The organism is Deinococcus sedimenti, assembly GCF_014648135.1.
Classification (GTDB): Bacteria; Deinococcota; Deinococci; order Deinococcales; family Deinococcaceae; genus Deinococcus; species Deinococcus sedimenti.
Genome location: NZ_BMQN01000001.1, coordinates 469,696 through 484,666 on the forward strand (window position 1 = coordinate 469,696; position 14,971 = coordinate 484,666).

The 14,971-nt window shown below is 69.6% G+C and carries 16 protein-coding genes; 6 read left to right on the forward strand and 10 right to left on the reverse strand.

Going from position 1 to position 14,971, the window contains the following annotated elements; genetic code table 11:
- Position 1: 1 nt before the first annotated feature.
- Positions 2-709, forward strand: coding sequence for an ABC transporter ATP-binding protein (locus IEY69_RS02330; RefSeq protein WP_189071533.1), 708 nt, complete (start codon positions 2-4; stop codon positions 707-709).
- Positions 710-764: 55 nt separating this feature from the next.
- Here the strand turns inward: IEY69_RS02330 and IEY69_RS02335 are convergent, their stop codons facing one another.
- Positions 765-1,181: an immunoglobulin domain-containing protein gene (locus tag IEY69_RS02335; protein WP_189071534.1), complete on the reverse strand. Its 417-nt coding sequence runs from the start codon at positions 1,179-1,181 to the stop codon at positions 765-767.
- Between the two features lie 58 nt (positions 1,182-1,239).
- Positions 1,240-3,192 (reverse strand): hypothetical protein, encoded by a 1,953-nt coding sequence (locus tag IEY69_RS02340; RefSeq protein WP_229783564.1) that lies wholly within the window; start codon positions 3,190-3,192, stop codon positions 1,240-1,242.
- Between the two features lie 95 nt (positions 3,193-3,287).
- On the opposite strand from IEY69_RS02340, the gene alr reads away from it, so the two are divergent.
- A complete protein-coding gene (alr, locus tag IEY69_RS02345; protein ID WP_189071536.1) occupies positions 3,288-4,370 on the forward strand; it encodes an alanine racemase in 1,083 nt (360 codons plus the stop codon).
- An 88-nt stretch (positions 4,371-4,458) separates the two neighbouring features.
- Here the strand turns inward: alr and IEY69_RS02350 are convergent, their stop codons facing one another.
- The 8 genes from IEY69_RS02350 to IEY69_RS02385 all read right to left on the reverse strand — a co-directional run bounded on the left by IEY69_RS02350 (position 4,459) and on the right by IEY69_RS02385 (position 12,054).
- On the reverse strand, positions 4,459-5,577 hold the full coding sequence (locus IEY69_RS02350; protein ID WP_189071537.1) for a M50 family metallopeptidase: 1,119 nt from the start codon (positions 5,575-5,577) through the stop codon (positions 4,459-4,461).
- A gap of 133 nt (positions 5,578-5,710) precedes the next feature.
- Positions 5,711-6,901 carry a 1-deoxy-D-xylulose-5-phosphate reductoisomerase gene (dxr, locus tag IEY69_RS02355; protein WP_189071538.1) on the reverse strand — a complete coding sequence of 397 codons (1,191 nt, stop codon included), beginning with the start codon at positions 6,899-6,901 and terminating at the stop codon, positions 5,711-5,713.
- Positions 6,902-6,972: 71 nt separating this feature from the next.
- Complete coding sequence (locus tag IEY69_RS02360; protein WP_160977804.1) at positions 6,973-7,803, reverse strand: phosphatidate cytidylyltransferase; 831 nt, start codon at positions 7,801-7,803, stop codon at positions 6,973-6,975.
- Between the two features lie 211 nt (positions 7,804-8,014).
- Positions 8,015-8,566: a ribosome recycling factor gene (frr, locus tag IEY69_RS02365; protein WP_058976331.1), complete on the reverse strand. Its 552-nt coding sequence runs from the start codon at positions 8,564-8,566 to the stop codon at positions 8,015-8,017.
- A gap of 63 nt (positions 8,567-8,629) precedes the next feature.
- Positions 8,630-9,337: a UMP kinase gene (gene pyrH / locus IEY69_RS02370; RefSeq protein WP_189071539.1), complete on the reverse strand. Its 708-nt coding sequence runs from the start codon at positions 9,335-9,337 to the stop codon at positions 8,630-8,632.
- A 118-nt stretch (positions 9,338-9,455) separates the two neighbouring features.
- Positions 9,456-10,250, reverse strand: coding sequence for a translation elongation factor Ts (gene tsf, locus IEY69_RS02375; RefSeq protein WP_189071540.1), 795 nt, complete (start codon positions 10,248-10,250; stop codon positions 9,456-9,458).
- A 129-nt stretch (positions 10,251-10,379) separates the two neighbouring features.
- Positions 10,380-11,123, reverse strand: coding sequence for a 30S ribosomal protein S2 (gene rpsB / locus IEY69_RS02380; protein WP_046842664.1), 744 nt, complete (start codon positions 11,121-11,123; stop codon positions 10,380-10,382).
- A 217-nt stretch (positions 11,124-11,340) separates the two neighbouring features.
- Complete coding sequence (locus IEY69_RS02385; protein ID WP_229783565.1) at positions 11,341-12,054, reverse strand: aminoglycoside phosphotransferase family protein; 714 nt, start codon at positions 12,052-12,054, stop codon at positions 11,341-11,343.
- Positions 12,055-12,201: 147 nt separating this feature from the next.
- Between IEY69_RS02385 and IEY69_RS02390 the strand changes: the two genes are divergently transcribed.
- The 4 genes from IEY69_RS02390 (at position 12,202) to IEY69_RS02405 (ending at position 14,961) form a co-directional block, all read left to right on the forward strand.
- The gene (locus tag IEY69_RS02390; RefSeq protein ID WP_189071542.1) at positions 12,202-13,026 is read left to right on the forward strand and encodes an undecaprenyl-diphosphate phosphatase; all 825 of its coding nucleotides are present in this window, start codon (positions 12,202-12,204) and stop codon (positions 13,024-13,026) included.
- Between the two features lie 75 nt (positions 13,027-13,101).
- On the forward strand, positions 13,102-14,100 hold the full coding sequence (locus IEY69_RS02395) for a heme-dependent oxidative N-demethylase subunit alpha family protein (protein WP_373290969.1): 999 nt from the start codon (positions 13,102-13,104) through the stop codon (positions 14,098-14,100).
- A 4-nt stretch (positions 14,101-14,104) separates the two neighbouring features.
- Positions 14,105-14,566: a guanyl-specific ribonuclease gene (locus IEY69_RS02400; RefSeq protein ID WP_229783566.1), complete on the forward strand. Its 462-nt coding sequence runs from the start codon at positions 14,105-14,107 to the stop codon at positions 14,564-14,566.
- On the forward strand, positions 14,563-14,961 hold the full coding sequence (locus tag IEY69_RS02405; protein WP_189071544.1) for a barstar family protein: 399 nt from the start codon (positions 14,563-14,565) through the stop codon (positions 14,959-14,961). The genes IEY69_RS02400 and IEY69_RS02405 overlap by 4 nt, the downstream gene beginning before the upstream one ends.
- The last annotated feature ends 10 nt before the right edge of the window (positions 14,962-14,971 follow it).

The window sequence follows — 14,971 nt, forward strand, 5'->3', positions numbered from 1 at the left end:
CATGACCGCCACCGAACCGACCGCCCGGACCACCACACCGGCCCTGACCCTCAGCGTCCACGACCTGTCGCGCGTGTACCCCAGCGGCGACGGGCAGGTGCAGGCCCTCGCGCCCTTCACGCACACGTTCCCGCCCGGCCTGACCGCCGTCGTCGGCCCCTCGGGCAGCGGCAAGAGCACCCTGCTGAACCTCCTGGCGGGCTTCGACACGCCCACCACCGGGCACGTGCAGGTGGGGGACACCAACCTCACCGCGCTCGACGAAACCCGCCGCGCCGACCTGCGACTGCGGCACTACGGGTTCGTGTTCCAGAACCACAACCTCGTCAGCATTCTCAGCGCGCAGGAGAACGTCGAGTTCCCCCTGACCCTCGCGGGCCTGCCCCCCCGCGAGCGGCAGGCGCGCGCCCGCGACCTGCTGGCCCTGGTGGGCCTGGACCGCCGCGCGGACCACCTGCCCAGTCAGCTGTCCGGCGGGGAAGCGCAGCGCGTCGCCATCGCCCGCGCGCTGGCCGGGAACCCCGGCGTGCTGCTGGCCGACGAACCCACCGGGAACCTCGACACCCGCACCGGCGAGCGCATCCTGGCGCTGCTGCGCGGCGCGGCCGACGCGGGCCGCACCGTCGTGCTGATCACCCACGACCGCGACATCGCCGCGCAGGCCGACCACCACCTCAGCGTCCGCGACGGGGTCGTCACGCCCGGCTGAACCCCCACAGGAACGCGGCCCGGACACTCGTGCCGGGCCGCGCCGCATTCACTGGTCAGGGGGCTGTGCCCACGCGCGTCTCGCCGTCCCGCAGCCACAACACGCGCCCCTGCGCATCCCGCAGGCGCACGACCACCTGCACCGTCTCGCCCGGCTGCGCGCCCGCACCCGCGCGGCCATACGCGCTGGCCACGCCGCCCGCCGACTGCAGCGGCGACTTCCACAGGTCCGTGCCGCTCACGACGAACACGCCGTCCAGCCGCAGGGCAGGCAGCGCGTCGCGGGAATTCAGGCGGACCTTCACCCCGAACCCGCCCGAGCCGCTGGCCGACGCGGAATCCAGCGTCACGACCTGCCCGCCCACGTTCAGCGCCGTCGGCGCGCCCAGCAGGTCCCCCACCGACGGCGGTACCCGTGGTGAGAACCCGCAGGCCGCCAGCAGCAGCGGCAGGCACAGCACGAAACGCTTCATGAGAACGAGTGTACCTGAGAACGTCCGGCAGAGGGTGAAGAGCTGACTCACCCAGCGTTCACCAGCTCAGATCCGGCGCTGTCACCACGCGGTCCCCCGGCTGATCCGAGAACAGCGTGTACGTGAGGGTGTACGTACCGGGGATGACGCGCGTCAGCACGATCGCGTCCCCATCCAGCCGTGGATTCAGGTTCGCGAGACTCGGCCCCTGCACCTGCAGCGGCCCCCGCACCGCCGGCTGAGCACCCGCCGCGGGCAGCGGGTCGATCAGGCGGACGTTCTCCAGCGTGCTGTCCACCGTGAACACCAGCGTCACCACGTACCCCTGCCCCTGCGCCGCAGCGTCCACACTCTTGTTCAGGCTGGCCCGCGCGCCGCCCTGCACGGTCCGCGTGACATTCGCGCCGCCCGGGTTCCGCACGCGAGCCTGCCCGGTCGTCCGCAGCCCGGCCGGGTCCAACACCGCCTCCGCCGTATCGCTGCGGCACACCCGGACCGGCACCTTCAGCCGCAGCGGCGCCCCCTGCCCGAACTCGCCGGTCACGTCCAGCGGGTAATCGGTGGACCAGCCGGCCGGCAGGTTCAGGTTCACCTTGCCCGTCAGGCGGTACGGGAACTCGGTCTTCGCCACGGCGGTCAGCTGCGTCACGTCACACAGGTTCAGCACGTCCGGCGACGTGATCAGCGTCAGGTCCACCAGCGGCCGGTACTCGATGGTCACGCGCTCCGTGCCGCTGTCCGTCACGCGGCCCGCCGCTGGCGGCGTGACCGAACTGCCCGGCACGGCGGTGGGCGTCACCGGGTACTCGCCTGGCGCGAGCGGGACCGTGGCGGGCGTCGCCAGGGTCTGCCCACCCACCTGGAACGGCACGCCCGTCAGCGGGATGCGCTGCCCGGCGAACACCGCCACCGCCTCGATCAGCAGCTGCCCCTGCGGCGGCCGCGCCACGAACCGGATCTTCGTGAAGCCCGGCTGGTAGCGGATCTCGGTCGAGGACACGATGTTCCCCGTTCCCTGAATCAAGGTGCCGCTGACCGGTAGGTACCCGGGCGGCAGGACCGGGCGCACCACCGCGTCCCCCACCAGCTGATACGACGCGCCGGGAATCGGGCGGCCCTGCGGGTCCACCACGTCCACCAGCAGCTGATTGGCGATCTTCACGCCACCCGGCACCTCGAACCCGCCCACGCTGCCCGTGATGGGCTGATCGCCCCGGCGGAACGAGAAGCGAATCGCGTTGCTGTACTGCTTCGTGGTGCCCAGCACCCGGATGTACAGCCGCCACTCGCCCACCAGATCCGGCGTGATCCGGAACGCGTCGGTGGCCGTCTTGCCGTTCTCGCTGGGCGTGAGGTTCACGCGCCTTCCGCCCGGCTGCTCGGCCCAGAGTTCCGCCTCCAGCGGGCCGTCCACGTCGTAGTTCAGCAGATTCAGCGTCTGACCCACCCAGTCCGCCGTGACATTCACCCGCGCGGCCAGCAGCGGCTCGGCGTCCGTGGAGCGGGCATTCACGCTGAAGTCACTCGTCTCCAGCCGGAACGGCTCGGCCACCCGCAGCGCGAACGAGTTCTTCCCGTTGCCCTTGCTCGTGACCTTCAGGGTGTACGTCCCGGCCCCCAGCCCGCCGCTGAACAGGCTCTCCCAGGTATGCTCGCGGTTCAGGCTGAAGCGCCGCTCCAGCACCGTGCCGCCCGCGCCGCTCAGGGTGAAGGTCGTCTCGAACGGCTCGTTCTTCGCGTACAGCTCATCCCCGAAGTACCCGTCAGCCCGGCGGCCATCCACGTAATCCGCCAGGTTGAACGTCGGCGAGTAGACCTCCAGCCCCAGCGGCTTCCCGGCGTCCTGCGCGGACACGCGGATCACGTACGTCTCCTGCGCCTGCGGCCACTTGTCCCCCACCGACACCAGCGGCAGGGTACCGCCCGCCTGCGCAGCGGCAGGCGCCGCAAGCCCCAGGAACGCGGTCAGGACAACAACATGAACAGGCACACCACGGCGATTGACAGGCATCACGCGGAGCATACACGCGCCCCGCCGCCCGTGGATGACGCCCTGCTGGACACACCCATCCGCACGCCCACGCGCGGGGAGTAGGATCGCCCGTGATGACGCTCGCCGCCCGCGCCCACGCCTGCCTCTCCGACGCTGCCCTGCACGGCAACCTCACCCAGCTGTCCCGCCGCGCCGGCGTGCCCCTGCTGTTGCCCGTGAAAGCCAACGCGTACGGGCACGGCCTGCGCCAGATCGTCACGCTGGCCGCCGCGCATCCCGACGTGTGGGGCTTCGCGGTCGCCACGCCCCGCGAAGCCGCGCAGGTGGCGGCCCTGATCCCCGGCCGTCCCGTGGTGCTCCTGACCCCACCCACACCCGCCGAGGTGCCCCTCCTGGCCGACCTGGGCGTGCGGCTCCCGGTCGCCTCGCTGCAGGAGGCCGACGCGCTCCCCGCCCACGCCCGCGCGCACCTGAAGGTCGACACCGGCATGAACCGCCTGGGCGCCCGCCCGGAAGACGCCGTGCAGGTGGGCACCCGACTCGCCGAGCGCGGCCTGCTGGAAGGAGCGTACACGCACTTCGCCACGGCCGACGAACCCGACCTGAGTTTCGCGCACGAGCAGCTGCGCCGCTTCCAGAGTGTGCTGGGCGCCCTGCCCGCCACGCCCCAACCCCTGCTCGCCCACGCCTCGAACGGCGGCGGCATCCTCTCCTTCGGCGCGCTGCCCGGCATGCGCCTCGCCCGGCCCGGCCTCGCCAGTTACGGCTTCGCGCCCCCGCACCTGCGCAGCACGCTTCCCCTGCGCCCGGTCATGACCCTCACGGCGCAGGTCACGCACCTGCACACCGCCCAAGCGGGCGAAACCGTGAGTTACAACGGTCTGTGGCGCGCCCCGAGCGACACGCGCGTCGCCACCGTCGGCATCGGCTACGCCGACGGCTACCCCCGGAACGCCACCGGCCGCGCCCACGTGCTCATTGGCGGCGAGCGACGCCCCGTGCTGGGCCGCATCTGCATGGACCAGCTCATGGTGGACGTCACCGGCCTGGATGTTCAGCTGGGCGACCCCGTCACCCTCTGGACCGACCACGACCTGACCGTCACCGACGTCGCCACCTGGGGCGACACCATCGAATACGAAGTGCTGACCGGCCTGGGCGAACGGGTGGAGAGGGTTGTGGGGAGCGGGGAGTAGGGAGTGGGCACAGCAGGGAGAGTGGGGCGCCGGATGAGTCCAGGCGCCCCACTCTTTTCCACTTCCCACCACCCACTCCCCACTTCCCTCAGAAGAAGCGGCTGACGTCCCGGACGACCACGAACGCCATGAGGAGCATCACGAACGCGAAGCCTGCGAAGTTGATCGCCTGCTCCTGCTGGAAGGTCAGCGGGCGGCCCCGCAGCGCCCCCACGAAGGCCAGGACGATGCGGCCGCCGTCCAGGCCGGGGATGGGGATCAGGTTGAAGAACGCCAGCGAGAGGTTCAGCAGGATGGCGACCTGCAGCAAGGCCCAGGGGCTGACGGCGGCGGCGCGGGAGACGATCTCGGCGGTGCCGATGGGGCCACTGACGTTCTCGTCGCGGCTGAGGTCCAGCGTAAAGAACCGCTGGAACAGGCCCGCGAAGGACTGGATGACCTGCGGGACGGCCTGCCCGGTCACCTGCCACGCGCGCACGAACGCCGCGCCGACGCTGACGGGTTGCACGTCCGGCGCGTAGCGGATGCCGAGCAGCTGCCGCTCGCCGTTCACGGTGGGCGTCCAGTCGAAGCGCACGTCGCGGGTCTGCCCGTCCCGCAGGACGGTGAAGGTGTGCGGCCCGGCCTTCGTCAGGACGTCGCGGACGCCCTCCCAGCCCGCGACCGTCTTGCCGTTCACCGTCGCGGAGTCCGGGATGTCCTGCCCGTCGATTCCGGTGATGACGTCCCCCACGCGCAGGTCGAGCGTCTGCGCGCGGCTGCCCGGCACGACCTCCTCGATGCGGGCGCGGTCCGGCACCGCCACCCCCTGCGAACTGAACGCCACGGTCATCAACCCGATCGCCAGCAGCAGGTTCGTCAGCGGCCCGGCCAGCAGGATCGCCACCTTCCCCCACACTGTCAGCGCCGCGAAGCCGCGCGTGGGCTGGCGGTACCCGCCCTGCCCGTCCTCCTCGGGGGCCATGCCGTCGATCTCCACGTACCCGCCGATGGGCAGCAGGCTCAGGCGCCACTCGGTGCCGCGCCACATGCGCCGCAGCAGCACCGGCCCCATGCCGACGCTGAACGAGTGCACCGCCACACCCTGCCGCCGCGCCAGCGCGTAGTGCGCCAGTTCGTGCAGGAACGTCGCCACGCCGATGATCAGCACCGTCCACAGCAGACCCAGCGGGGTCAGGGCCGCCGCGATGCCCTGAACTACATTCATATGGCCTCCGATGGGACGGCGGGGTTCAGCCGTGCCATCCGAGCGGATGCGAGTGGGAGCAGGACGGGGACCGGACGTGGAGTTCGTCCTTCGGCGACCTCCCGGAGGGCGAACGCAACAGACGGTGCCCGACTCACGCCATCACCCCGTTCGCTGCGAGTTCCTGCGCGCGGGTGCGGGCCCAGGCGTCCACCTCGGCCAGCGTGTCCCAGGTCAGGGTCCCGGCGGGCGTGTCGTCCAGCACCCGTTCCAGCAGACGTGGAAGGTCCGTGAAGCCGATCTGCCCGGCCAGGAACGCGTCCACGGCCACCTCGTCGGCGGCGTTCAGCGCGACCGGCAGCAGCCCCCCGGCCTCTCCGGCGCGGTACGCGAGGCCCAGGCAGGGGAAGCGCGCGTGGTCCGGCTCGCGGAACTCCCAGGTGCCGCGCATCGGCCAGCCCAGGTGCGTGCCCACCTCGCGCCCGCGCCGCGCGCCGCGCACGTCACCGGGCCGCTGCATGCCGGTCGGCGCGGCGTCGATCGCGTACGCGATGGGCAGCCGCATGTCGGTCGGCCCGAACTGCGCCTTCAGGCTCCCGTCCCGGAAACGCACCGCCGCGTGAATCAGGCTCTGCGGGTGCACCACCACGCCCACCTGCGACAGCGGCAGGCCGTACAGGCTGGCGCACTCCATGACCTCCAGCCCCTTGTTCATCAGCGTGGCGCTGTCGATCGTCACCTTCGGGCCCATGCTCCACGACGGGTGCCGCAGCGCCTGCTCGGGCGTCACGCCGCTCAGGTCGGTGGGCCCCTCACGGAACGGCCCGCCGGACGCCGTGAGGATCACCTCGGCCACGTCCGCCATGTCCTCGCCCGTCAGGCACTGGAACACCCCGGTGTGCTCGGAGTCGATCGGCACCACGCGCCCGCCGCCCAGCGAGGCTGCCTCCCACATCAGGTGCGCGGCCGTGACCATCGCCTCCTTGGTCGCCAGCGCCACCGCCTGCCCCGCCTCCAGCGCCGCGCGGGTGGGCGACAGGCCGATTAGCCCGCTCATGGCGTTCACGACCACTCCGGTCGCCACGGCTGCCACCTCGGCCGGGTCGGCGATCACGCGTACGCCCGGCAGCGCCTCACGTGCCTGCGCCAGCACCCCGGCGTCCACGCTGACCAGTTCAGGCCGGAACTCCCGCACCTGCGCGGCCAGCAACTCTAGGTTGCGCCCGGCGGCCAGCGCCGTCACCCGCCAGCCGCGCTCGCGCGCCACGTCCAGCGTCTGCGTGCCGATGCTGCCCGTACTGCCCAGCACCGCGATCCCGCGCCCTGCACCCTCGGAAAGACTCATCCCCCGCATGCTAGTGGACGCAGGGGATGAGGGCCGCACGGCGGCGCACGATTGACCGTCCGACCTCCCGCTCAGCGGGTGAACACACTGATATGCAGGAACAGGTACGTGGCGGGCACCGCGAACAGCAGGCTGTCCATGCGGTCCAGGAACCCTCCGTGCCCCGGCAGGCTGCTGCCGCTATCCTTGGTCTTCAGGGACCGCTTGATCAGGCTCTCGGACAGGTCGCCCAGCTGACTGGCACTGGCGACCAGAATCGAGTACAGCAGCGCCTCGAACGGCGTCCACACGTGCGTGAACGTCGTCAGCGCCAGCACCATCAGGAAACTGAACGCCAGGCCACCCACGGCCCCCTCGACGGTCTTGCCGGGACTGACCTCCGGGGCCAGCTTGCGCTTCCCGAAGAAGTACCCCACGAAGTACCCGCCGATGTCCGCCGCGAACGTCGCCATCAGCGGCAGCGCGAAGTACAGCAGCCCGTCCCCGGCGTCCGGGCTGTAGCGCAGCATCAGGAAGTACCCCAGCAGCCACGGGATGTACAGCAGCCCGAACATCGAGTACACGATCCGCTCCAGGGGCCGCTCGCCGGGCCGGATGACCTCCACGACCAGCAGGTACCCCAGCGCGACCGTCAGGACCGCCTCGCGCCACGACCCGCCCGGCCACGGCGCCTGCGGCCACAGCGGCAGGCTGGCGATCATCAGCGCCGCCGCGAACACCGCGAGGCTCACGCGGCGCACGTCGATGTCGTTGCGGTCCAGCATGCGGATGTACTCGTACAGCCCCATGATCGCCACGACGATCAGCGCCGGGAGCATCGCCCACCAGCCGATCCACACGATCACGCTGAGAATCGCGAAGCCCACCACGCTCGTCAGGACGCGGCTGCTCAGCGACTCCACGCGGCCCCCAGGGAACGGCCCATAGGAAAGTGCCGCCGGGGAGACCGGCGGTCACGGGCAGAGGAGGCGGGACGCCTTCTACAGACTCCGGTTGAACGGTTGGCACAATCGTTCAACCCGAGCGGAGCGAGCAGGAGAGCAACGGGTTCCGGGCGTGGAGTTAACAGATCGGCGGTGTCCCGATCTGTTAACGAAACAGACGGAGTCCGTATCACCCGAGGATTTCCTGCTCCTTCTTCTGGAAGGTCTGGTCCACCCTGGCGATGAACTCGTCGGTGATCTTCTGCACGTCGGCCTCGCCGCGCTTGATCTCGTCGTCACCGATGCCCTCGACCTTCTTGACCTCGTCCAGCGCGTGCTTGCGGATGTTCCGCACGGCGATGCGGGCGTCTTCCGAGTAGCTCTTGGCGTTCTTCACGAGGTCCTTGCGGCGCTCCTCGGTCAGCATGGGCAGGCTGATGAAGATCGTGTCGCCCTTGTTGTTCGGGTTCAGGCCCAGGTCGCTGTCGCGGATGGCCTTCTCGATCGGGTTCAGCGCGCCGCGGTCCCAGGGCGTGATGACCAGCGTGCGGGCGTCGGGTGTGGTGATGCTCGCCACCTGATCGATCGGCATGGTGCTGCCGTAGTAGTCCACGACGATCTTCTTCAGGATGCCGGGGTTGGCGCGGCCGGTGCGCAGCACCGAGAGGTTGTTCTCCAGCGACTCGATGGCCTTGCCCATCTTCTCGCGGGTGTCGGCCTGGATGGTTTTCATGTCAGCCATGGGAGGGTCTCCTTGTGGGAAAGTGCCGCCAGTCTAAAGGATGGGACGGGACCGGCGGGAACGTCAGCTCTGGATGAGGGTGCCGACCCGCTCACCCCGGAACAGGCGCGGCAGGTTGTCCTCCTGGAACAGGTCGAACACCACGATGGGCAGGCCCTTGTCCATGCACAGCGTCAGCGCAGTGGCGTCCATGACCTCCAGGCGTTGCTCGACGACCTGCAGGTGCGTCGCCTGCGCGATGAACTTCGCGTCCGGGTTCTTGCGGGGGTCGCTGTCGTACACGCCGTCCACCTTGTTCTTCGCCATCAGCACGACGTCCGCACCGACTTCCAGGGCGCGCAGGGTGCTGGTCGTGTCGGTCGTGAAGAACGGCGCGCCGTTCCCCCCGCCGAAGATCACGACCCGGCCCTTTTCCAGGTGGCGGATCGCGCGGCGGCGGATGTACGGTTCGGCCACGGCCGCCATCTGGATGGCACTCATGACGCGGGTGGGCCGCCCGGCGCTCTCCATGGCGTCCTGCAGCGCCATGGCGTTCATGACGGTGCCCAGCATCCCGATGTAGTCGGCGGTGGCGGGGTCCATGCCCTGCCCGTTGCGCGCGCCGCGCCACAGGTTCCCGCCGCCGATCACGATCGACAGTTCGATGTCGGTGCCGTCCAGCGCGTCCGTGATGCGCCGGGCCAGCGCGGCGGTCGTCTCGGGGCTGATCCCGAAGCCCGACTCGCCAGCCAGGAACTCACCAGAAAGTTTCAACAGGACACGCTTGAACATGATTCACCTCTACGAATGGGGGGGCGGGGGGCAGGAGAAACCGGCAACCGCGCGGGGCGGCTGCCGGGTGGACGGTGGCCGCGCAAAGGCCCCCGCTGCGGGGGGCCCAGGCGGGTCTTTAAGCGCCGATCTCGAAACGGACGAAGCGCTTGACGGTCGCGCCGCCCAGGTACTTGGCGACGGTCAGGCTGTTGTCCTTCACGAACGACTGCTCAGGCAGGACCTTCTCGGAGTAGAACTTGCCGATCTGGCCCTCGACGATCTTCTCGACGATCTGCTGGGGTTTGCCTTCGTTCAGCGCCTTGTTCGTGAGGATCTCGCGCTCTTTCTCGATGTCGCTGGAGTCCACTTCGTCACGGGTGAGGAACTGGGGGCGCTCGGCGGCGACGTGCAGGGCCACGTCCTTCGCCTGGGCTTCGCTGCCACCCTCGACGTCCACGAGCACGCCGATCTTGCCGTTGCTGTGCACGTACCCGGCGACAGTGCTGCCTTCGAGGTACGCGACCTTGTTCAGGACGATGTTCTCACCGATCTTGCCGGCGGTCGCGGCGACCAGGTCGGCGACGGTCTCGCCGTCCACGGTGTACGCCTTGAAGGTGTCGAGGTCGCTGGTCTTGGCGGCCAGCGCGGCCTGCGCGAGCTTCTCGACGACGGCCTGGAAGTCGCTGTTGCGGGCGACGAAGTCGGTCTCGCTGTTCACTTCGACGATGGCGGCGCGGTTGCCGTCCACGGCGAAGCGCACGATGCCTTCCTTGGCTTCACGGTCGCCCTTCTTGACGGCCTTGGCGATGCCGCGCTCGCGCAGCAGCGCGATGGCCTTCTCTTCGTTGTTGTCGGCGTCGGCGAGGGCCTTCTTGACGTCCATCATGCCCGCGCCGGTCAGTTCGCGGAGTTTCTTGATCGATTCCAGCATGTGTTGCCTCCTGTGGGCGTGAAGCCTGCATCTCGGGCTTCGGAGTCGGGGTCAGTCAACCTGGGCGGGAAAAGGGGGGCGCGCCCTTGATCGGCCTGCGCCGGGACGCGTCCCCCCCGTGTCCCGTGCTTAGGCTTCGGCCTGTTCGGTCGCTTCGGTCTGCTCGGCTTCGGCCGCGCCGACGTCTTCGCCGCCGCCACGAGCCTCGACCAGCAGGTCACCGATGCGGTGGGTGATCAGCTGGATGCTGCGGATCGCGTCGTCGTTACCGGGCACGATGTAGTCGATGACATCGGGATCGCTGTCGGTGTCGGCCAGGGCGATCACGGGGATGCCCAGCTTGTTCGCTTCCTGCACGGCGATGACTTCCTTGGTGGGGTCCACCACGAAGATCGCGTCGGGCAGGCGGGTCATCTTGCGGATGCCACCCACGAAGCGCTGGAGGCGCTCGCGCTCGGCGGCCAGCTTGATGCGCTCGGCCTTGGTGCGGTCGTTGACGCGCTCGGACTCGAACAGGTCGTCGAGTTCGTTCAGGCGGTCAATGCGGGTGCGCATGGTCTTGAAGTTCGTGAGCATGCCGCCCAGCCAGCGGCTGGTGACGAAGGGCATGCCGGTGCGGCGCGCCTCCAGCTCCACGATTTCCTGGGCCTGCTTCTTCGTGCCGACGAACAGGATGACGCCGCCGCGCTCGGAGAGTTCCTTGATGAAGTCGAAGCTGCGGTCGACCTGCTTGAGGGTCTTCTGCAGGTCGATGATGAAGATGCCGTTCCGCTCGGCGAAGATGAAACGCTTGAACCGGGGGTTCCAGCGCTTGGTTTCGTGACCGAAGTGAACTCCGGCTTCCAGCAGCTGCTTCATGCTGATGTACGACATGGTGACTCCTGAGCGTTGTGATCGGGAAAGAGTTTGCCGTCCTCGTGCCAGCCCCGCGTCAGGTGGTTCACCTTCCGCATGTGGGGCCAGGCCGCAGCGCGACGCTCGAGCGCGCAGGGCAGGATCACGGGGGCACCCAAACGAAAATTATACGACATGAGAGCCCCCGGTGGGAGGGGGAGGTGGGGCGGATGCCTGATGGCCGAAAGCTGGGGGCTCAGAGGAGGCTGTGGGCCAGCGCCGAGACCGCCAGCGACTGCCGGGCCTGCTCCTCCTGAGCGTCCTCCAGATGCCACGCCCCCGACAGGGCCGCGTACGCGCCCACCCACGCCAGCAGCCGCGCGCGGTCCAGCCCGGCCTGCCGCGCGATCAGCGCCGACTGCCGATCCAGACGCCCCGGCATCAGCGCGTGCTCCAGCGTCGGATTGCACAGGATGTTCGCGAAATCGAAAGTCCGCTCGCCGATCAATCCCTTCGGGTCAATGACCAGCCACCCCCGCTCCGGGCTGTGCAGGACGTTCCCGTGATGCAGGTCACCGTGCAGCGGGCGCACGTCCCGCGGATCGGTCAGCAGACGCTGCGCCGTGCCCCAGGCCCGCGCGAAGACCTCCCCCTGTCCCTGCGCGGCCTCCAGCGCCCGGAACCAGCGGGGGAGACCCGGCAGGTCCGGCCAGGGCGGCACCCGCGCGGCATGCACGCCCGCCGCCGCGCCGCACAGCACCCGCGTCGCCGCGTCATCCTGCCCAGACAGCGCCCAGTCGGTCAGTGACGGGGTCGGCTCCAGTCGTTCCAGCAGCGCCTCGCCCTCATGCCGGAACACCTGCGCCGTGCCCTGCCCGCCCAGCCACACCATCAGGTCATGGCCCCGCACCTCCTCCGCGCTGCGGGCCACCTTCAGCATCGCCGCCTGTCCTTGCCAGCGCACGGGCATCAGGTCGCTGCCCGGCGTGCGGTGCGGATCGCCGCGGCGTCCGGCATCAGCTCCCAGCGGCTCAGGCAGGACTCCAGACTCACGCTTCCAGTCTGCACCGAATGGAGGACGCGCCATCCCCCGTGACAGGGCTTACACTTGGCCCTTATGGACTGGTTCTACGCCATCGTTTACGGGATCGTCGAGGGGATCACCGAGTTCCTGCCGATCAGCTCCACCGGGCACCTGATCCTCACCGGCAACCTGATGGGCGTGCCCTGGTCGAAGGAAGTCAAGGACACCTTCGAGGTCGTCATTCAGGGCGGCGCGATCCTCGCCGTGCTCGCCTACTACTGGAAGGACTTCCTGCAAATTCGCCACATTGGCCGGGACAAGACCCAGCAGAACCTGTGGCTGGGCGTGGTCGTGGCCTGCATTCCCGCCGTGATCCTGGGGCTGCTGTTCGGGGACACCATCAAGGCGTACCTGTTCCGTCCCAGCGTGGTCGCCTGGGCACTGATCGTGGGCGGCATCCTGATGTGGCTGATCGAATCGCGCCGCGTCACGCCCAGTGTGGACGCCATCGAGAAGATCGGCGTGCGCCGCTCGCTGCTGATCGGCACGCTGCAGTGCCTCGCGCTGCTGTGGCCCGGCTTCTCCCGCTCCGCGAGTTCCATCCTGGGCGGCATGGTGCTGGGCCTGGACCGGCCCACCGCCACGAAGTTCAGCTTCTACCTGGGCGTGCCCACCCTGGGCGGCGCCGCGCTGCTGGACTTCATCAAGAGCCGCGACATCCTCGCGGAGATCGGCGTGCTGAACGTGCTGCTGGGCGCCGCCGTGAGCTTCGTCGTGGCGTATCTGTCCATCGGGTGGCTGCTGCGCTTCGTGTCCACCAACAACTTCAAACCCTTCGCGGTCTACCGCGTCGTGGTCGGCGTGCTGATCCTCGCGCTGATCGCAGCGGGCTTGCTGAACAACGGCAACCTCGCCTGAAGCCCACATGAAAGGGGCGGCCCGGAGCGAGTCCTGGGCCGCCCCTTCCCACGCAGTCCTGCCAGAATGGTGCGCGTGGCTCCACCCACCCTCTACCGCCCGTTCCTGAACGGGACGTACGCCGTCTCCGCCGGACTGTACCGGATGGGCCAGCAGGCCATTCCCTGGCTGGACGACCCTCGCCCCGAAGGGCACACCTTCACGCTGGACGACACGTACCCCGCGTTCATTGCCAGCAAGGTCGCCGCGCACGCCCGCGCCCCGCACGAGTACATGGGCGAGGCGGCACTGACCCCAGACCTGCGCGAGGCGGCCCTGACGCACGTCGCCGCGACCCTCGCCCGCGACAGTGGCGGGGCGATCACGTGGGACGGCGCGACCCTCCGGAACGACCTTCTGGGCTGGCGGTCCACCCTCGATCCGCGCTGGAACGCCGTACATGACCTCAGGCACTTTCAGGCCCCACACGCCGGGCTGATCGCCAGAGTGCAGCCGCTCCACGCACTGGACTTCCTGGGCCTGAACACCCAGGAGGACCTCGCCCTTATCGCCCGTGACCCCCACACGGGTGCGGACTGGCTGGCCGCCACGCACGTCCTCCTGCCACAGCACTGGGACCCGCGCGACAAACTCGGCCGGGACTTCCGTGCCGTCCACGAACCCGTCGCGGGCAGTGGCCCCATGAACGTCACGGCACCCCGCCTCGTAGAAGCGGCCATCACGCGCGGGCCGTTCATCCGCTTCGCGTGGGGCCTCAGCATGACAGGGCGCCTCGACCATCACCCCGCCGCCCCGCCCGACGAGGACCGCGCCCACGACACCCGCTTCCACCCCGACTGGGCGTACCTGCGCGTCGAACGCCAGACCCTCACCGGTTTCCCTGACGCGCACGGCGCACTGTTCACCATTCGGCCGCTCGTTCACCCCCTGACGAAAGCCGTGCAGACGCCCACGCACGCTCAGGCCCTCGCCGCCGCCATCCAGTCCATGACGCCCGAACAGACCGAGTACAAGGGATTAACCCACCTGCAAGGCGACCTACTGCGGTGGCTCAGGGACCGCAGCCTAGACTGACCGGGTGAATCCCGCCCGCCCCACCCTGCTGCTCATCCCCCTGCTGCTGGCTGCCTGCGCCGCGCCACCGGACGACACTACGGTGATCAGGGGCGACAGCACCCAGGTCACCACCCGCACCACCGTCACGACGGATAACGCCACGACCGGCAAGACGACCACCCAGCGCCAGTCCACCGCCGCCACCGTCCCCATCAGCGCCCTCCCACGCGAAGGACAGCAGGTCCTGCGCCAGATCGACCAGGGCGGCCCCTTCCGCTACGCCAAGGACGGCAGCACCTTCGGCAACCGCGAACGCCGCCTCCCCACCCGGCCCAGCGGCTACTACCGCGAATACACCGTCCCCACCCCCGGCGAGAATGACCGCGGCGCCCGCCGCATCGTCTGCGGCGGCCAACCCCCCACCCGCACCGACGACTGCCACTACACCCCCGACCACTACCGCACCTTCCGGAGCATCCAATGATCCAGATCTTCAACGCCCCCCCGGACGGCCTCCAGGCCGCTCCACACGAGCCCCGCATCATCGCCGCCGGGTACCAGATCACCGTCCGTGAAATCGACTTCGGCGCCGTCCACGATAAGGACACCCTGATGCTCGCATTCCTCAAGGGCCTCGCCCTGCGCGACACCTTCGGCCGCAACTGGGACGCCCTCTACGACATCCTCACCGACCCCGACCAGATCAGCGCCCGCTACGCCCTGATCCTCTGCGACTACGCCCACTTCCGCCGCCGCCACCCCCACCTCGCCACCGAACTCGAACAGGTCCTCCTCGACGCCCAGACCAACGCCGCCCAGCAGGAACGGCACCTCTGGCTACTCATCGAAGAACCCGACCACGACCCCAACGGCTGGTGAGCTCAAGCGG

Excerpts from the sequence above, each read along its gene's own strand:
- IEY69_RS02405 (WP_189071544.1), top strand. The coding sequence starts at position 14,563 with ATGATCCAGATCTTCAACGCCCCCCCGGACGGCCTCCAGGCCGCTCCA.
- IEY69_RS02350 (WP_189071537.1), bottom strand. The coding sequence starts at position 5,577 with ATGAATGTAGTTCAGGGCATCGCGGCGGCCCTGACCCCGCTGGGTCTG.
- rpsB (WP_046842664.1), bottom strand. The coding sequence starts at position 11,123 with ATGTCGTACATCAGCATGAAGCAGCTGCTGGAAGCCGGAGTTCACTTC.
- IEY69_RS02340 (WP_229783564.1), bottom strand. The coding sequence starts at position 3,192 with ATGCCTGTCAATCGCCGTGGTGTGCCTGTTCATGTTGTTGTCCTGACC.
- frr (WP_058976331.1), bottom strand. The coding sequence starts at position 8,566 with ATGGCTGACATGAAAACCATCCAGGCCGACACCCGCGAGAAGATGGGC.
- dxr (WP_189071538.1), bottom strand. The coding sequence starts at position 6,901 with ATGAGTCTTTCCGAGGGTGCAGGGCGCGGGATCGCGGTGCTGGGCAGT.
- IEY69_RS02385 (WP_229783565.1), bottom strand. The coding sequence starts at position 12,054 with ATGCCCGTGCGCTGGCAAGGACAGGCGGCGATGCTGAAGGTGGCCCGC.
- pyrH (WP_189071539.1), bottom strand. The coding sequence starts at position 9,337 with ATGTTCAAGCGTGTCCTGTTGAAACTTTCTGGTGAGTTCCTGGCTGGC.
- alr (WP_189071536.1), top strand. The coding sequence starts at position 3,288 with ATGACGCTCGCCGCCCGCGCCCACGCCTGCCTCTCCGACGCTGCCCTG.
- IEY69_RS02330 (WP_189071533.1), top strand. The coding sequence starts at position 2 with ATGACCGCCACCGAACCGACCGCCCGGACCACCACACCGGCCCTGACC.
- IEY69_RS02390 (WP_189071542.1), top strand. The coding sequence starts at position 12,202 with ATGGACTGGTTCTACGCCATCGTTTACGGGATCGTCGAGGGGATCACC.
- IEY69_RS02335 (WP_189071534.1), bottom strand. The coding sequence starts at position 1,181 with ATGAAGCGTTTCGTGCTGTGCCTGCCGCTGCTGCTGGCGGCCTGCGGG.
- tsf (WP_189071540.1), bottom strand. The coding sequence starts at position 10,250 with ATGCTGGAATCGATCAAGAAACTCCGCGAACTGACCGGCGCGGGCATG.